Genomic DNA, 16624 nt, shown 5'->3' on the forward strand with positions numbered 1-16624 from the left:
GTTTCGGCTCATCTTTTTTATCCATTTAAAACATTAAAATACCGGGCTTCAGGATGGGCAAACACAATTGCTGTTACAGAGGCTTCCGGCTCCATCATGCATCCGTCTGTTAATTCAATGCCAATGTCCTCAGGACGTATGAGGTTAAACAATTTCTTTTGATCTTCCAGCTCAGGGCATGCCGGATAACCAAAAGAGAAGCGTTGCCCCTGGTAACGGGCTGAGAAACGTTCCCGCATCGTGAAGTCAACAGGATCAGGGAAGCCCCAGCGGTCGCGCATTTGTTGATGGATAAGCTCCGCAAATCCTTCCGCTGTTTCGAGTGCCAGTGCCTGAAGAGCATGGCTTTCCAAATACCGGCCTTCATCTTTTAATTTCATGGCGCGTTCACGTATGCCGCGTCCAGCCGTTACTGAGAAAAAGCCGACATAATCCATAATTCCACTGTCAACCGATTTCAAGTAATCCGCAAGGCAGAGATATGGTGCTGCAGGTTGTCTTGGGAATTCAAACTGTTCAATAATGGTCGTTTGATCTTCTGGATCGTAAATATAAATTTTTTCACCATCTGACTGGGCAGGGAAAAATTGATATAGAGCGGCAGGTTTGATCCAATCATTTACTTTCGCCTCGTATATTAATTGGTCGACAACTTCTTTTACTTTTAAGGTTCGTTCATCTTTTTCTTCTAGCAATCTTGAAATTTTCCCTTTGACACCTAAATGATGGCCAAGGAGCATTTGCATATTAATATACGGCTCAATATGAGAAACCGAATAGCTTTTCAACAAATGCCGCTTTGTATCTTTCGGGATATAAACAGGCGCCTCCGCTGATACAGAAGAACGAACTTTAACAGCAGTAGCTACAGCGGAAGACTCTTCATTTGCTACGGGCTCGAGTTTCGCTTTCTTTTCCACAGTTTCTGTCAGCAGACGTTCATATTCTTCAGTCGATTGAAGCTGATTAGCCAGCGACAATCCATTCATCGCATCTTTTGCGTACAGTACAACCCCATCATACTCTTTCGCAATTTTCGTGTCGGTGAATTTGCGCGAGAGAGCGGCCCCTCCAACTAAAATAGGAATAGAAATGCCGGCTTCCCGCATATCCTGGGCGGTAAGAACCATTTGTTGGGCCGATTTCACCAGAAGTCCGGAGAGCCCGACAATATTCGGCTTCTCCCTTTTGACGGCTTCGATTAATTCGGCTGGTGTTACTTTAATGCCAAGGTCAATTACGTTGTAGCCGTTATTGCTTAAAATAATATCGACCAGGTTTTTACCAATGTCATGCACGTCTCCTTTAACCGTTGCGAGCAATACTTTTCCTTTTGAAGAAGATGAAGCGTTCTTTTCCATATATGGTTCCAGAAAGGCTACGGCCGTTTTCATCACTTCCGCGCTCTGGAGCACTTCTGCCACGATTAATTGATTGTCATTAAACAAGCGGCCGACTTCCGCCATCCCGTCCATTAGCGGCCCGTTTATAATATCAAGAGGCGCACTATACTCATCTAGCGCCAGCTCGAGGTCTGGGATCAGACCTTCTTTTGTTCCTTCAACGACGTAGTAAGCAAGCCGTTCCTGTAACGTCATATTAGGAAGTGTGGATTTCGCTTCTTTCTTTTTCCCCCGATAAAATGCCGTAAATTCGGCTAACGCTTCTTCCGTTGTTTCGAAAAGCAATGTTTCTGCCATTTTTACTTCTTCATGCGATATTGACGCAAATCGTTCTAATTTTTCTGTATTGACAATCGCATAATCGAGCCCCGCTTGCGTGCAGTGATATAGAAACACGGCATTTAAAATTTCTCGTCCAACAGGCGGGAGACCGAAAGAGACGTTGCTAATTCCGAGTATTGTCAAACATTCCGGAAAATGTTCCTTAATTAAGCGAATGCCGTCAACGGTTGCTTTCGCTGAACCGATATATTGTTCATCGCCCGTACCAACAGGGAATACGAGCGGGTCAAAAATAATGTCGGTAGGAGAAACATTGTATTTGTTAACAAGTAGATCGTAGGATCGTTTCGCAATTTCAAGTTTTCGGTCTGCTGATACTCCCATACCCTCTTCATCAATTGTTCCAACGACAACCGCACCGCCATAGCGGTGGAGGAGGGGAACAACCTTTTGGAATCGTTCTTCACCGTCTTCCAGGTTAATCGAGTTGATGATCGCTTTTCCCTGTGAATATTGCAACGCTTTTTCGATGACATGATCATCAGTTGAATCGATGACGAGCGGGACTTTTACTTTTTTGACCGCTTCTTTAATGAAGTTTTCCATGTCCTTAAGCTCATCGCGATCCGGATCAGCCAAACAAATATCGATGACATGGGCGCCGTTTTTCACTTGAGCGCGTGCGACTTCAGCGGCTTCTTCGAATTTTCCTTCGGCTATCAATCGTTTGAACTTACGTGAACCGATCACATTAGTCCGTTCTCCCACCATGATGGGGCGTAAAGTCGGATCATCGTAAATGAAGGGTTCGATACCCGAAACCGTGTGGACTTGTTTTTCTTGAATGTATCTCGGTTGATATTTTTTCATCGCTTCCGAAATCGCTTGAATGTGGGCAGGAGTCGTTCCGCAGCATCCGCCAACGATATTCAGCCAGCCTTTTTCTGCAAAGCCGGAAAGTTTCAGCGCTAACGATTCAGGCGTTTCATGATATTGCCCTTCTTCATCAGGCAGACCGGCATTTGGATAACAGCTAACCGCCGTCGTCGCGAGTTCCGATAATGACCGAATATGGTCTTGCATAAATTCTGGTCCTGTTGCACAGTTTAATCCGACAGCGATCGGATTCATATGCTCAAGGGAAATGTAGAAGGCTTCTATCGATTGACCGGCCAGTGTCGTACCCATCGGTTCAATGGTTCCGGAAACGATGAGTGGCAGTTCTTTCCCTGTTTTTCGGAACGCGTTTTGTATGCCAATAAAGCCGGCTTTCACATTGAGCATATCCTGGCTCGTTTCAAGCAATAAAAGATCGACGCCACCGTCAATAAGACCTCTTGCTTGCTCTTCATATGCGCCAGCAAGTGCTTCAAATGTCGTTCCACCGGTTACGCTTAATGTTTTCGTCGTTGGTCCCATTGAACCGGCGACAAATCTCGGCCATGACTTCGTTGAAATTTGATCTGCCGCTTCTTTCGCAATTTCCGCCGCTATTTTATTAATTTCATAGGCTTTGGAACCGAGATGGTATTCATCAAGCACAATGCTCGTTCCGCCAAACGTATTTGTTTCAATAATGTCGGCACCTGCTTGTAAATATTTAATGTGAATAGATTCGATAACGGAAGGCTTAGTAATATTTAAATATTCGTTGCAGCCTTCGAACTCCTCGCCGCCGAAATCATCTGCGGTCAATTGTGCTTCTTGAAGCATCGTGCCCATCGCACCGTCCATAATGAGTATTTTTTTTCTAAGTTGTTCTGTTACTGATGGTTTAGACATTTTTCTTACCTCCTGGCTGTTAGGGCAAAGCTTCTGCTCTTAGCATAGTCTGTGAGTTCAACCGTTAATTCGTAACGCAGAAACGGTGTAATCAAATAGATGCCGTTGAAAAGTTCCATTGCCGCATCTAATAGCGATTTTGCGATTGCGAGTCCTTCCTGGCTCGCTTTGGCTGGATTATCCTTATAACGCGACATGCGCTCACGGACGCTATCCGACAGTTTAATTCCCGGTACTTCATGATGTAAGAAATCGGCATTTTGACTGCTAGTAAGCGGCATAATGCCAATGTAAACAGGTTTATCTAAATGTTTGACCGCATCATGGACTTCCAGGAGTCGCTCTTCAGAGAAAACCGGCTGGCTAATGAAATAATCGGCACCGCACTCGATTTTCTTTTCAAGCCGCTTGACCGCTTTTTCCAACGAACGAACATTCGGATTAAACGCTCCTGCGACCGAAAAAGAAGCCTTTTGCCCGAGGTCTTTTCCGGAGAGAGAGATCCCTTGATTGAACTGTTTGATCATTTGAATGAGTTCAAATGAAGTGACATCATATACGGAAGACGCTCCCGGCAAATCGCCAACCTTCGTCGGGTCTCCCGTTACGGCTAAAATATCGGTCAAACCGAGTGTATGAAGTCCCATCAGGTGAGACTGCAATCCAATTAAATTATGATCCCGGCACGTAATGTGAATAAGGGGACGAAGACCGATATCCGTTTTTACTAATGAACCAAGTGCGCTATTGCTGATTCTTGGGGAAGCAAGCGAATTATCAGCCATTGTAATTGCGTCAATCCCAGATTCCTTTAATGCTCTAGCCCCTTCGAAAAAACGGGCCGTATCCAGTTTTCTTGGCGGGTCTAATTCTACGATAATCGATTGTCTTTCTTTTACAATATCGTGAAGTGGAGTGATATTCTGGCCAGGCGTTTCCCTCACTACGATTCTTTGTTTCTTCTGTTTAACGGTTTTTTCCGTGACCGGCCGAGCACCTTTCAATACGTTTGAAAAGGCACGGATATGTTCAGGTGTCGTGCCGCAACATCCTCCAAGCAAACGAACTCCCTGGTTGCGGAATTTCGTTGCGCATTCATTAAAATAGTCGGCGTCCCCTTCGTACTGAAATTTGCCATCATTGTAGGATGGGAGGCTTGCATTCGGATAAGCGGATAAATAAGCATGTTTTGGAATCGATACTTCTTCTAATGTTTGCAGCATATGATAAGGTCCTAACCGGCAGTTTAGCCCTACAATATTTGCTCCAAGATCTTCTAGTGTTGATAATGCTTCTTGTATAGGGGTGCGATCTTGCAAGATGCCGACTTCCTGAAGCGCAATCTGGGCAATGATCGGCAAATCCGTTTCTTTTCGCGCGATTTGCAAGACGGTTTCTAGTTCTTCGATATCATAATAGGTTTCTAGAATAACTCCATCTACTTCTTCCATTAATAGACAATACAATTGTTCGCGAAAGCTTCGTTTAATTTCTTCCACCGTGACCGAGTTTGGCTTGATCGAACGAATTCCGCCAATCGTACCGAGCACATACGCGTTGTCTCTTGCCGCTTTTTTCGCTAAGCGAACGGCGGCACTATTAATATCTTTTACTTGATCCTCAAGCCCGTAACGTTCGAGCTTAAAATAATTGGCGGCATACGTGTTCGTCTGAATGATATTCGCTCCAGCTTCAATATAGGCACGATGAATATTTACAATTTGATCCGGCTCAGATAGATTTAATTCTTCAAAGCAACAATCCGTTCCATAAGAATAAAGAAGGGTGCCCATCGCTCCGTCGCCTATTAATATGTTCGTTTTTAATTCATCCAGTAGTCCCATCCTTATTCTCCTTTCATGCAAAAACTTTCTTAGATGCAAAAAGTGCCTTATCGAGGTCTTTCATAAGGTCTTCAGGGTTTTCAAGTCCAACCGACAATCTTAATAGAGAGTCGGATATTCCTCTTTTTTCACGTTCATGTTTCGGCATGGCCGCATGTGACATTTTTGCCGGATAAGACAGAATCGACTCAACGGCACCTAAACTAACAGCGAATACCGGCAATTGAAGTTGTTCTAAAAATGAACGGAGATCAACTTCGTTCCCTAGCTCAAAAGAGAGGACGGCGCCCGGACTATTCGCCTGGCTGCTTTGAATTTCATATCCCGGGTGGGAAGAAAGTCCCGGATAATAAACGTGTTTAATCAATGAATGCTCCTGTAAAAAATTTGCGATCTGCTTTGCTGATTTTACCGATTGTTCCAGCCGTACATGGAGAGTTTTTAGCCCTCTAAGAATAAGCCAGGCATCTTGAACGCCAAGGATGGCGCCAAACGAATTTTGCAAAAAGCCGAGTCTATTCCCGAGTTCTTCATCATTTGTTACCGCAAGACCGGCAACGACGTCGCTATGTCCTGACAAAAATTTTGTCGCGCTATGCAAAACGACATCCGCGCCAAGTGAAAGTGGTTTTTGCAAAGCAGGAGTCAAAAACGTATTATCAACAAAGGTAAATGCCCCGATGTTTTTTGCCAGGGAAGACAGAGCCCGAATATCTGCAACCTTTAAGAGCGGATTGGATGGTGTTTCAATATAAATAAGCTTTGTATTTGGACGAATCGCTTGTCTTACCGCATTGATATCCGTCATGTCAACAAAAGTGTGATCAATTCCGAATCGCGAGAGAACTTCCGTGACCATTCGGAATGTTCCGCCATAGACGTCATCCGGCAATATGGCATGATCTCCTTGTGATAATAGAAGAAAGGCCGTTGAGATGGCGGCCATTCCTGAAGAAAAAGCGAACCCTCTTGTACCTTCTTCCAATTGAGCGATTGTCTCTTCCAACACTTCACGTGTTGGGTTTAAAGAACGGGCGTAGTCGTATTTGCCGAAATGGTCAACATCCGATTGATGAAAGGTCGATGCATGTTGAATAGGAACACTTACCGCACCTGTTGCCGGATCATATTTATTGGAATTATGGAGCAACCGGGTTTGAAAGGTATAGTCTAGACTATCGCTCATTGTAATACCCCCTGACTTACTTTGCTTAAACTGTGTGCAAGATCTTTAATTAAATCATTTACATCTTCAATACCTACAGAGAAGCGCAACAGTCTGTTGCATACGCCAGTTTTTATCCGAATTTCTTCAGGAATATCGGCATGTGTCTGTGTCGCAGGATACGTAATAAAGCTTTCCGTACCTCCTAAACTTTCAGCAAATGTGATCAGTTTCAATTCTCGCAAAAACGGGTCGACCCAGGACTCGTTCACCAAACGGAATGAAAGCATTCCGCCTTTTCCGGGATAAAGAACATCAGTAACCGCTTCGTGATTCGCTAAAAACTGGACAATCGTTTTCGCGTTTTTTTCATGCTGTTTCATGCGCAATGCCAATGTTTTCATGCCTCTCATGAGAAGCCATGAATCGAACGGACCGAGAACGGCTCCGGATGCATTATGATGCTTAGCGAGCAATTCACTTAACTCGTTTCCTTTCGAAACGATTAAACCCGCTAGTACATCATTGTGCCCTCCCAGATATTTCGTTGCACTATGAATGACGATATCCGCTCCATCTTTAATCGGTTGCTGGAGAAGCGGTGTGTAAAAGGTGTTGTCAACTATGAGCAGTATTTGGTGTCTCTTTGTTATTTCCGCAACTTTTCGAATATCGGCCTGTTCCATTAATGGATTCGTCGGTGTTTCAAGAAAAACCGCTTTCGTATTTTCTGAGATAGCTGCTTCGATTTCGTCACAACAGGAAGTATCGACATAAATACAATTTAATCCCCATTTACGGAATCCTTCTTCAAATAAACGGTACGTGCCCCCGTATAAATCTTTAGAAACGATGAATTCGTCACCAGATTGAAAGAGTGCGAGCACGGTAAGGATTGCACCCATTCCTGAACTGCAAGCAAAGCCTGCTTCCCCGCCTTCAAGGTCGGCGATCGTTTTTTCAAGAAGACAACGTGTAGGGTTGCCCGTGCGTGAATAATCATAGCCTGTTGATAGGCCGATCCCATCGTGGCGGTAAGCGGTAGAAAAATAGACTGGAGGATTTACAGTTCCAGTAGCGTTTTCACTTCGGTTTCCAATTTGTGCGAGTTTTGTTTCGATTTTATACATTTCCCCATCTCCTCTAAAGTAGTAACGAAAAATAAAAAAAGCCTTCTATAAGAAGAAGACTTTAAAACCGATAACAGTCGTTCTTCTTATCTTCCAAGTCCATAAGAGCTGAACTTGTTGGAATTAGCACCTTTTCAAGCGTTTTGCCGGCGGCTTGAAGGTTGCTGAGGTGTCATCGGGCCAGTCCCTCTACCTCTCTTGATAAGAAATGAGTTGTTTTCATTTAATTTTCTTAACTTTACAACAGATGATTTGAGATTGCAACAAATTTTTTTCCATTTTCAAACGTTTCCTCATTTGAACGCTTTCTTTTTTGATGTTTTTTGTTATGATAGGGAAGGATATTTTAGCAGGTGGTGGAATGAAACATGAATTTTAGAGTATTGCTATATTATAAATATGTACCAATTGATGATCCTCAAAGCTTTGCGGATGAACATTTGAATTACTGTAAAGAATTAGGATTAAAAGGACGCATTCTTGTGGCGAGCGAAGGGCTGAACGGAACGGTTTCAGGGACGGTGGAGCAAACCGATCGCTATATGGCTGACCTCCGAAAAGACCCGCGCTTTTCTGATATCGTTTTTAAAATCGAAGAGGCTGACCAGCATGCCTTTAAAAAGATGAAAGTGAAAGTGAAAAAAGAGATTGTGAATTTAAGCCTTGAAGAAGACATTAACCCGAATGAACTGACGGGAAAACATTTATCACCTAAAGAGTTTTATGAAGCGATGCAGCAAGAAGATGTCGTCATTTTAGATGCGAGAAATACGTACGAGTACGATCTCGGCCATTTTCGCGGAGCGATTCGTCCGGATATTGAAACTTTCCGTGACCTGCCGAAATGGGTTCGGGAAAACTTCGAGCAATTTAAAGATAAAAAAGTTTTAACGTATTGTACTGGCGGCATTCGCTGTGAAAAGTTTTCCGGCTTTTTAATCAAAGAAGGATTTAAGGATGTTTCCCAGTTAGAAGGGGGCATTATCACTTACGGATATGATCCAGAGGTGAAAGGAGCCCTTTGGGATGGAAAATGTTATGTTTTTGATGAAAGAATCTCCGTTCCTGTTAACCGCACGGGTGAAGAAAGGATAGTCGGGAAATGCTACCATTGCGGAAGGCCCGAAGAACGTTATGTCAAGTGCGGAAATCCTGAATGCAATAAACATTTGCTTATGTGCGAAGAATGCGAGCGTGAGCATAAACGCTCTTGCAGCAAAGAATGCGCCGAACATAAGTGGAATCGTTATGTAAAAGAACATGCCATTTAAAAAAAGATTTTTACTAAAAATCTGAAAAAGGCATTGACTTTTTCAAATTCTCCGTGTTACATTATTAACTAATTTAAGATGCTAGTAAAAATAACATATATTGGACTCTTATCCAGAGAGGCTGAGGGACTGGCCCGATGACGCCCGGCAACCTTCAAACAATGTTTGAAAAGGTGCTAATACCTGCAGGAAAAATTTCCTGATTGATAAGAGGAGGCGAGCGAAAACCCCTCTTCTTATGAAGAGGGGTTTTTTTATACCTTGATACTTATCTGGAGGGATAAAAATGAATGAAAAAAACGGAGAAAATAAGGGAATTGAAAAACAAATCATTAAAGTGGCGCTTCTGGGATTAGGAACGGTAGGATATGGGGTATTTACAGGGCTTGTTGAGAAAAAAGGCCATTTTAGCTCTTTATTAGGGAAAGCAGTTGAAATTACCGGGATCCTCATTCAAGATCCAACTAAGAATAGGGAACTGCCGAAAGATGTTTTTGTAACGACAAATTTTCAGGAACTCCTTCAAAAAGACAAGCCGGATGTTGTTGTTGAAGCCATCGGGGGAAAGGAACCGGCATTTACTTTTATCAGACAATCTCTTGAGTCAGGGTGTCATGTCATATCGGCGAACAAAGACTTAATTGCTCGCTCTGGAAAAGAACTTTTGCAAATCGCTCAGTCAAATGGTGTCCGCTTTGTGTATGAAGCAAGTGTCGGCGGTGGAATTCCTGTTTTGCGAACGATTAAAGAGTTGCTCCAGGTTAATCGAATCGAGAGGGTTGAAGCGATTCTTAATGGAACGACGAATTTTATTTTAAGCTATATGAGAAATCATCGTTCATCTTTTTATGAAGCACTGGAAATTGCCAGGCAACAAGGATACGCTGAAGCGGATCCAACGAATGATATTGAAGGAATCGACGCTTTTTATAAAGCAATGGTGTTATGTGATTGGGTATTTGGTGAGCAACCAGATTGGGATCATGTGCAGGTAAAAGGAATTAAAGATGTCCAAACGGAAGAGCTGCTGCTTGCTGAACAATCTGGATTGCGGTTAAAACAGCTCGTTACAATAAATGAAACGCTTGACGTTCAAGTAACACCGATCTTTGTCGATCAAGAACATCCGCTTTATGGTGTAGAAGGAGTCGACAATGCCGTTCGAATAAAAACGGATCTACTCGGATATTTAACGTTGCAAGGAGCCGGTGCCGGAGCTTTTCCAACTGCAAGTGCCATCCTTGAAGATTTAATTTCGGTGTACAAAACAACAAATAAAGAAAAAGTGAAGACAGGAAAAAGGGAAGAGAAGCGAAAAGAATCTAAAGAAAGCAACGTCTTTGCCCTTTTTATTAAGAATGTCTTAAACGAGAAAGAATTTAGCGATATTGTTAAAAAGATCGAATCTTCAGTTGACCTTCTACATGCAAGTGGCGAAATTGAAAATGGCAACGCGTTTGTCTTAGTGAAAGGAAATCTAGAATCAATTTGTATTGGACATGAATTTTCCGTTTATCCGGTCCAGATAACAAATGAACAAATGTTTACACGTGTAAAAGAAAAAGCAGTTGTCTAATTGATCGGAAAACACCTCATCTTTAGAGATGAGGTGTTTTTGGCTGAAATAATTGAATTTTTTAAAAAATATTGGTACAATCATAAAAGGAAACGACGTTCTATAATAAGCAACGAAATTCAAGATAGAATAGTGAAGGGAGTTTTTTTATGACAACGAGCAATGTTGATCGTTTGCAGGGAGTAGAAATTAAAGGGAAAATGGATCAGGGCTTTGCTGAAATATTAACGGTGGAAGCGCTGGAGTTTGTTAAGAAATTAGCGATTGAATTTGAAGAAGAAAGACAGCAGCTAATGAAGCTTCGGGATGAAAGACAGGCGGAAGCTAACCGCGGAAAGCTACCAGAATTTCTGCCGGAAACAGAACACATTCGCAAAGGGAATTGGAAAATTAGTTCGGTACCGAAAGACCTTCAAGACAGAAGAGTAGAAATTACCGGCCCTGTAGATCGAAAAATGATCATTAACGCCCTAAACTCTGGAGCAAATGGCTTTATGGCCGATTTTGAGGATGCAACTTCGCCAACATGGGAAAACATTGTACAGGGGCAGATCAATTTACGGGACGCTGTGAATAAAACGATCAGCTACATCAATCCGGCAAAAGGAAAGAAATATGAATTAAATGATAAAACGGCCACTCTTATCGTTCGTCCACGCGGTTGGCACTTGATGGAAAAACATCTCCTTATCAACGGTGAGCCTGTATCTGGAGGATTGTTTGACTTTGCCATTTATTTCTTCCACAATGCAAAAACATTGATTGAGAATGGATCCGGTCCTTATTTTTATTTGCCGAAACTAGAGAGCCACTTAGAGGCAAGATTATGGAATGAAATATTTGTCAAAGCGCAGGAGGAATTAGGAATCCCGATAGGGACCATTAAAGCTACCGTTTTAATTGAAACGATATTTGCTGCTTTTGAAATGGATGAAATTCTTTATGAATTGCGAGATCATATTGTTGGCCTTAACTGTGGCAGATGGGATTATATTTTTAGCTATTTGAAAAAATTCCGCAATCTTCCAGACTATATTCTGCCGGATCGTTCGGTCGTGACTATGACAAGTCCATTTATGAAGGCGTATTCGTTATTGACGATAAAAACGTGCCACAGGCGGGGTGCTCATGCGATGGGCGGAATGGCGGCGCAAATTCCCGTGAAAAATGATGAGGAAGCAAATCAAAAGGCGATTGAAAAGGTGTATGAAGATAAAAAACGGGAAGCGACGAACGGCCATGACGGAACATGGGTCGCCCACCCGGCACTTGTTCCGGTTGCAAAAAGTGTATTTGATGAATTTATGCCTGGTCAAAATCAAGTGGACAAACAATTGGCGGATATTGAAATTACAAGAGAAGATTTATTGGAAATTCCAACTGGTCCAATCACAGAAGAGGGATTAAGAACAAATATTAATGTCGGAATACAGTATATGGAAGCGTGGTTAAGAGGAAGTGGAGCAGTGCCTATTCATCATTTAATGGAAGATGCTGCGACTGCTGAAATATCGAGAGCCCAGGTGTGGCAGTGGATTCGGCATCCAAAAGGGGTATTAGAAAACGGTCAAAAGATTACATTTGAGCTCTTTTCCCAATATGTCGATGAGGAACTGGAAAAAATTAAACAGTCCATTGGAGTTGAAACGTTTGAGCAAGGCAAATTTGATCAGGCGAGACAATGGTTTGAAGAGTTGACGAGAAATGAAGAATTTGAAGACTTTTTAACCATTTCCGGCTACGAACTATTAATAAAAGAAGGAAAGTAATCGCTTAAAGGGATGTGCTTTGAAGGCATATCCCTTATTTTTCAAGAATATCGAGACTATTCTAGTTTAATAAAGGTGGATGAGCTATAATGGATGTAATTAAAGAAATAGATTGGATGGGTTAGCGAGGGGATTTGTATGGTTAAATCAATTGACAGAGCATTAACAATCATAAAATTAGTAAGTTCGAGAAAAGACGGCTATGGTGTAACCGAGTTGGCTGAGCAGCTGGAATTAAATAAAAGTTCGATTTTTCGTATTTTGGCAACGTTAGTCGCGCACGGGTTCATTGAGCAAGATGCAGAGACGAAAAAATACCGATTGGGCTATCAATATTTAGAATTGAGCGCGAAATTATTAGATTCCATTGATATTCGCAAGGAAGCAACTCCTTATTTAAGGCAATTAGAAGAAATCTCAAACGAAGTCATTCATCTGGTCATCTATTCGCAAAAAGAAGCAGTCTATATTGAGAAATTGGAAGGCAGTGAAACGTTAAGAATGCACTCGCAAGTTGGAAAACGGGCTCCGATGCATTGTACAAGTGCAGGGAAAACGATTCTTGCCTATCTCCCTAAAAATGAAGTGATGGAAATCATTGAACAAAAAGGTCTTCCAAGGCATACGGAAAATACGATAACGAATCCTGATGAACTGTTTAAAAATCTCGATGAAATTAGAAGAAACGGCTACGGAATTGAAAGGGAAGAAAACGAATTGGGCATAACATGCATTGCTGCCCCCATCTTTAATCATCGGGGAACTGTTGTTGGAGCAATCAGTATTTCCGGAACATCAATGAGAATGACAGAAGAGCGCATTGATACTTTAAAAGATCAAGTCATGAATGTTTGCAGAAAAGTATCTGAGCGATTAGGCTATAAGACCAATAATTAAAATCAAAAAGGCATGGATCCATGCCTTTTTGATTTTAATTATTAGAAAATTTTTAAAAACCCCTTGAAAGTATCATTTTCAAATGGTATTATTTTTTTAAAGATTAATAAGAAACGCTGTTTTGTAATAAGCAACAAGAAATAATTTGTGAAAAATTAACGAATATGTTGCTCCTTTTTTTAAGCAAATAACAGAAACGGCGTTTTGTAATAAGCAACAAAGGAGGAAGTATGAAATGGCGTTAACTTCAGAAAGAAAAGAAGAATTGACGAAATTAACAAAACAAATTCGCCGGCACATTGTGAAAATGACACATCATGCAGGCAGTGGACACCCGGGAGGTTCATTATCTGCAACCGAATTAATGACGGTTCTATTTTTTGATCACATCAATGTTGATCCGCAAAACCCGGATTGGGAAGATCGCGATTGCTTCTTCCTTTCAAAAGGGCATTGCACGCCGGTTTATTATTCCGTATTAGCAGAAAAAGGGTTCTTTCCAGTAGAAGAACTTATGACGTTCCGTGATGTTGACGGGCGATTGCATGGCCATCCTTGTGCAGAGCATATTCCTGGTGTCGACATTTCCTCGGGTTCACTCGGACAGGGGTTATCAGTGGCAAATGGTGTCGCACTGGCAGCGAAGCTTGACGGAAAAGAAAGACGCTCATATGTCATGATCGGAGATGGCGAATCTCAAGAAGGGCAAGTTTGGGAAGCCGCCATGACAACGGCCCACTATAATTTAGACAATGTGTGCGCCATCATCGATTGGAACAAGATTCAGCTGGATGATTTCGTTGAAAACGTAAAAGGAATGAAAGATTTTGCCGCAAAATGGAGGGCATTTGGCTGGCATGTTGTAGAAATTAACGGGCACGACCTTGATGAAGTTGATGAAGCATTTCGGGAAGCAAAGCGGATCAAAGGAAAGCCAACAGCGATTCTCGCCCATACCGTAAAAGGCAAAGGCATTTCGTTCATGGAGGATACACATAAGTGGCACGGATTGGCACCAAATGATGAGGAATTAGAATTGGCTTTAAAGGAGTTGGTTTAAATGACAGTGCAAAAAGCACCTCGTGAAGGATTTAGTGAAGCGCTTATTCGCTTAGGAAAACAATATGACGATTTAGTCGTACTTGATGCCGATTGTGCGAAATCCAATATGACAAATTTCTATAAAGACAATTTTCCAAACCGCTTTTTTAACATAGGAATTTCAGAATGTGATTTAGTTGGGACAGCGGCAGGACTTGCCATTGCAGGAAAAGTACCTTTTGCGAATGCGTACGCAAACTTCCTGACCGGACGCGCATTTGACCAGATGCGAATCTCGGTTTGCTACTCCAACAATAATGTGAAAATCGTCGGACATAACGCAGGAACATCTGCTGCGCAAGAAGGAGCGACACACTTGCCGCTTGAAGATATCTCGCTTATGCGTTCCTTGCCAAGAATGACCGTCATCGTTCCAGCAGATTCATTAGAAATGGAAAAAGCGGTCGAAGCAGCCTATCACTTTGAAGGTCCAGTCTATTTAAGGGTGGGTAAACTTCCTGTTCCAATTGTGACAAATGAAGACGATCCTTTTGAAATTGGAAAGGCAATTAAATACCGCAAAGGATCCGATGTCACGCTTATAAGTACTGGCATTATGTTAGATGAAACGTTCAAGGCGGCCGAACAGCTTGAGCAAAAAGGCATTCAAGCCGAGGTACTTCATGTACACACCATCAAGCCAATCGATGTAGAGGCGATTACAACATCCGCAGCGAAAACGAAACGGGTAGTTACGGTAGAAGAACATTCGATTATTGGCGGGCTGGGTAGCGCTGTCGCCGAAGTTTTAGCAGAGCAACAACCAACTCCACTTAAACGCGTTGGAACAAACGACCGTTTCGGTGTTTCGGGAAAAATGCCAGAACTATTGGATTTCTTCGAATTAAGAGCGGCAAGAATCGCCAAAACTGCAGAAGAATTAATCGATATCGCATTAGTCAAATAAGGAAAGTTCGAATAGGCAATCAACTTGAAAGGGGGTAGAAAGAATGAGCATTACATTTCAATCCATGTACGAAGAAATCATGGAAAATATATCAAATGAAAATGTAGATTCACCGCTGCGCAAAAAGATTTCAGAGAAACTCAAGCAAACGAACCATAAGTTGATCATATTAGACGATGATCCAACCGGTGTGCAAACGGTTCATGATGTAGATGTCATTACAAGCTGGGAAAAAGAATGGCTCAGGGAAGGGCTTTCAGACGATAAAAATGTTCTTTACATTTTAACGAATACAAGAAGCTATACTCCTGAAGTGACAAAACAAATCAATCAAGAAATCATCTGTAATTTAATCGATGTGACGGGTGAACTGGGTGTTGACTTTTCCGTTATTAGCAGAAGCGACTCAACATTAAGGGGCCATTACCCGTTAGAAATTTCCGTTATTGAAGAAGTATTAGCTGAAAGATCAGGGTGGGAAATCGCGGGACATCTTATCATCCCGGCTTTTTTTGAAGGGAAGCGATATACGTTCGATGATACTCACTATATTGTCGATGGAAAAATGCTCGTACCAGTTCATGAAACCGAATTTGCGAATGACTCCGTTTTTGGATTTTCCACAGCCCATCTCCCTAAATGGGTGGCGGAAAAAACAGAAGGGAAAAAAGCTGCTGACGACGTTTTGACGATTTCAATCACTGACATCAGGCAAGGCGGTGTCGATAAAGTGTTAGAACGATTGCTTTCTGCAGAAAAAAACGCTCCAATCGTTGTCAATGCAGCCAACTACAATGATTTAGATATCGTTTCTTTTGCCGTATTAAAAGCGATTGACAAAGGTAAGCGATTTTTATTTCGGACGGCAGCATCATTTGTCAAATCAATCGGTGGAATCGGGCAAAAGCCATATTTAGACGCAGGTGAAATGATTGCAAAGACTAGTGATCACAGATACGGGGGATTGCTCGTTGTCGGTTCGCATACAAAGAAAACGACAGATCAATTTACGGATTTAATTAAAGAAATTCATGTCCGGCCGATTGAAATTAAAGTTGAACATATCCTGGATTCCACTAAGAAAAACGATGAGCTTGCACGAGTTTGCAATCTGTTAGAAGAATCGATACTGGCTGGAGAAGATACGGTCATTTATACAAGCCGTAAAGTCATAAAGGCTAAAAGCAAGGAAGAAAATTTAAAGTACAGCCAGACGATTTCCGCCACGCTCGTCGAAGTCGTCCGCTCATTAAAAGTAACGCCAAATTTCATTATGGCAAAAGGTGGAATCACGTCAAGCGATGTTGCGACACAAGGATTGGAAATTAAAAAGGCCAGGATTTTGGGCCAGGCGGCTGCAGGAGTACCTGTACTCTTAACCGGTGAAGAAGCGAGGTTAAAACATGTCCCGTACATTGTCTTTCCCGGAAATGTCGGGGATGAAAATACGATCACATCGATTATTAGAAAAATACATCAGTTGAAGGGGAGATAAAG

At 42.1% G+C, this 16624-nt stretch carries 11 protein-coding genes and 2 riboswitches; of the genes, 7 read left to right on the forward strand and 4 right to left on the reverse strand.

Translation table 11 applies throughout. The features are described from left to right. Positions 1-17: 17 nt before the first annotated feature. Genes metH through H538_RS0106980 form a run of 4 tightly spaced genes read right to left on the reverse strand, consistent with a single transcriptional unit; the run spans position 18 to position 7606 of the window. The gene (gene metH, locus H538_RS0106965) at positions 18-3467 is read right to left on the reverse strand and encodes a methionine synthase (RefSeq protein WP_026676995.1); all 3450 of its coding nucleotides are present in this window, start codon (positions 3465-3467) and stop codon (positions 18-20) included. Between the two features lie 5 nt (positions 3468-3472). Then, positions 3473-5311: a bifunctional homocysteine S-methyltransferase/methylenetetrahydrofolate reductase gene (locus H538_RS0106970; RefSeq protein ID WP_026676996.1), complete on the reverse strand. Its 1839-nt coding sequence runs from the start codon at positions 5309-5311 to the stop codon at positions 3473-3475. Positions 5312-5324: 13 nt separating this feature from the next. Further along, positions 5325-6497 (reverse strand): cystathionine beta-lyase, encoded by a 1173-nt coding sequence (metC, locus tag H538_RS0106975; RefSeq protein ID WP_026676997.1) that lies wholly within the window; start codon positions 6495-6497, stop codon positions 5325-5327. Next, positions 6494-7606, reverse strand: coding sequence for a methionine biosynthesis PLP-dependent protein (locus H538_RS0106980; protein ID WP_026676998.1), 1113 nt, complete (start codon positions 7604-7606; stop codon positions 6494-6496). Before H538_RS0106980 ends, metC begins: the two co-directional genes overlap by 4 nt. Before the next feature lie 83 nt (positions 7607-7689). Further along, positions 7690-7814: riboswitch (SAM riboswitch) on the reverse strand. A 160-nt stretch (positions 7815-7974) separates the two neighbouring features. On the opposite strand from H538_RS0106980, the gene trhO reads away from it, so the two are divergent. The 7 genes from trhO to H538_RS23300 all read left to right on the forward strand — a co-directional run bounded on the left by trhO (position 7975) and on the right by H538_RS23300 (position 16622). Next, positions 7975-8877, forward strand: a complete 903-nt coding sequence (trhO, locus tag H538_RS0106985; protein ID WP_026676999.1) for an oxygen-dependent tRNA uridine(34) hydroxylase TrhO — start codon at positions 7975-7977, stop codon at positions 8875-8877. A gap of 105 nt (positions 8878-8982) precedes the next feature. Beyond that, positions 8983-9090: riboswitch (SAM riboswitch) on the forward strand. A 73-nt stretch (positions 9091-9163) separates the two neighbouring features. Next, the gene (locus tag H538_RS23295) at positions 9164-10453 is read left to right on the forward strand and encodes a homoserine dehydrogenase (RefSeq protein ID WP_081412598.1); all 1290 of its coding nucleotides are present in this window, start codon (positions 9164-9166) and stop codon (positions 10451-10453) included. 149 nt (positions 10454-10602) lie between these two features. Beyond that, complete coding sequence (aceB, locus tag H538_RS0106995) at positions 10603-12222, forward strand: malate synthase A (RefSeq protein ID WP_026677000.1); 1620 nt, start codon at positions 10603-10605, stop codon at positions 12220-12222. 138 nt (positions 12223-12360) lie between these two features. Next, positions 12361-13119 carry an IclR family transcriptional regulator gene (locus tag H538_RS0107000; protein ID WP_026677001.1) on the forward strand — a complete coding sequence of 253 codons (759 nt, stop codon included), beginning with the start codon at positions 12361-12363 and terminating at the stop codon, positions 13117-13119. 235 nt (positions 13120-13354) lie between these two features. After that, a complete protein-coding gene (locus H538_RS0107005) occupies positions 13355-14179 on the forward strand; it encodes a transketolase (protein ID WP_026677002.1) in 825 nt (274 codons plus the stop codon). Further along, positions 14180-15127 carry a transketolase family protein gene (locus H538_RS0107010; protein ID WP_026677003.1) on the forward strand — a complete coding sequence of 316 codons (948 nt, stop codon included), beginning with the start codon at positions 14180-14182 and terminating at the stop codon, positions 15125-15127. 43 nt (positions 15128-15170) lie between these two features. Continuing rightward, positions 15171-16622 carry a four-carbon acid sugar kinase family protein gene (locus H538_RS23300; RefSeq protein ID WP_035350252.1) on the forward strand — a complete coding sequence of 484 codons (1452 nt, stop codon included), beginning with the start codon at positions 15171-15173 and terminating at the stop codon, positions 16620-16622. Positions 16623-16624 lie beyond the last annotated feature (2 nt).

It is taken from the genome of Fictibacillus gelatini DSM 15865 (genome assembly GCF_000430745.1).
GTDB lineage: Bacteria > Bacillota > Bacilli > Bacillales > Fictibacillaceae > Fictibacillus_A > Fictibacillus_A gelatini.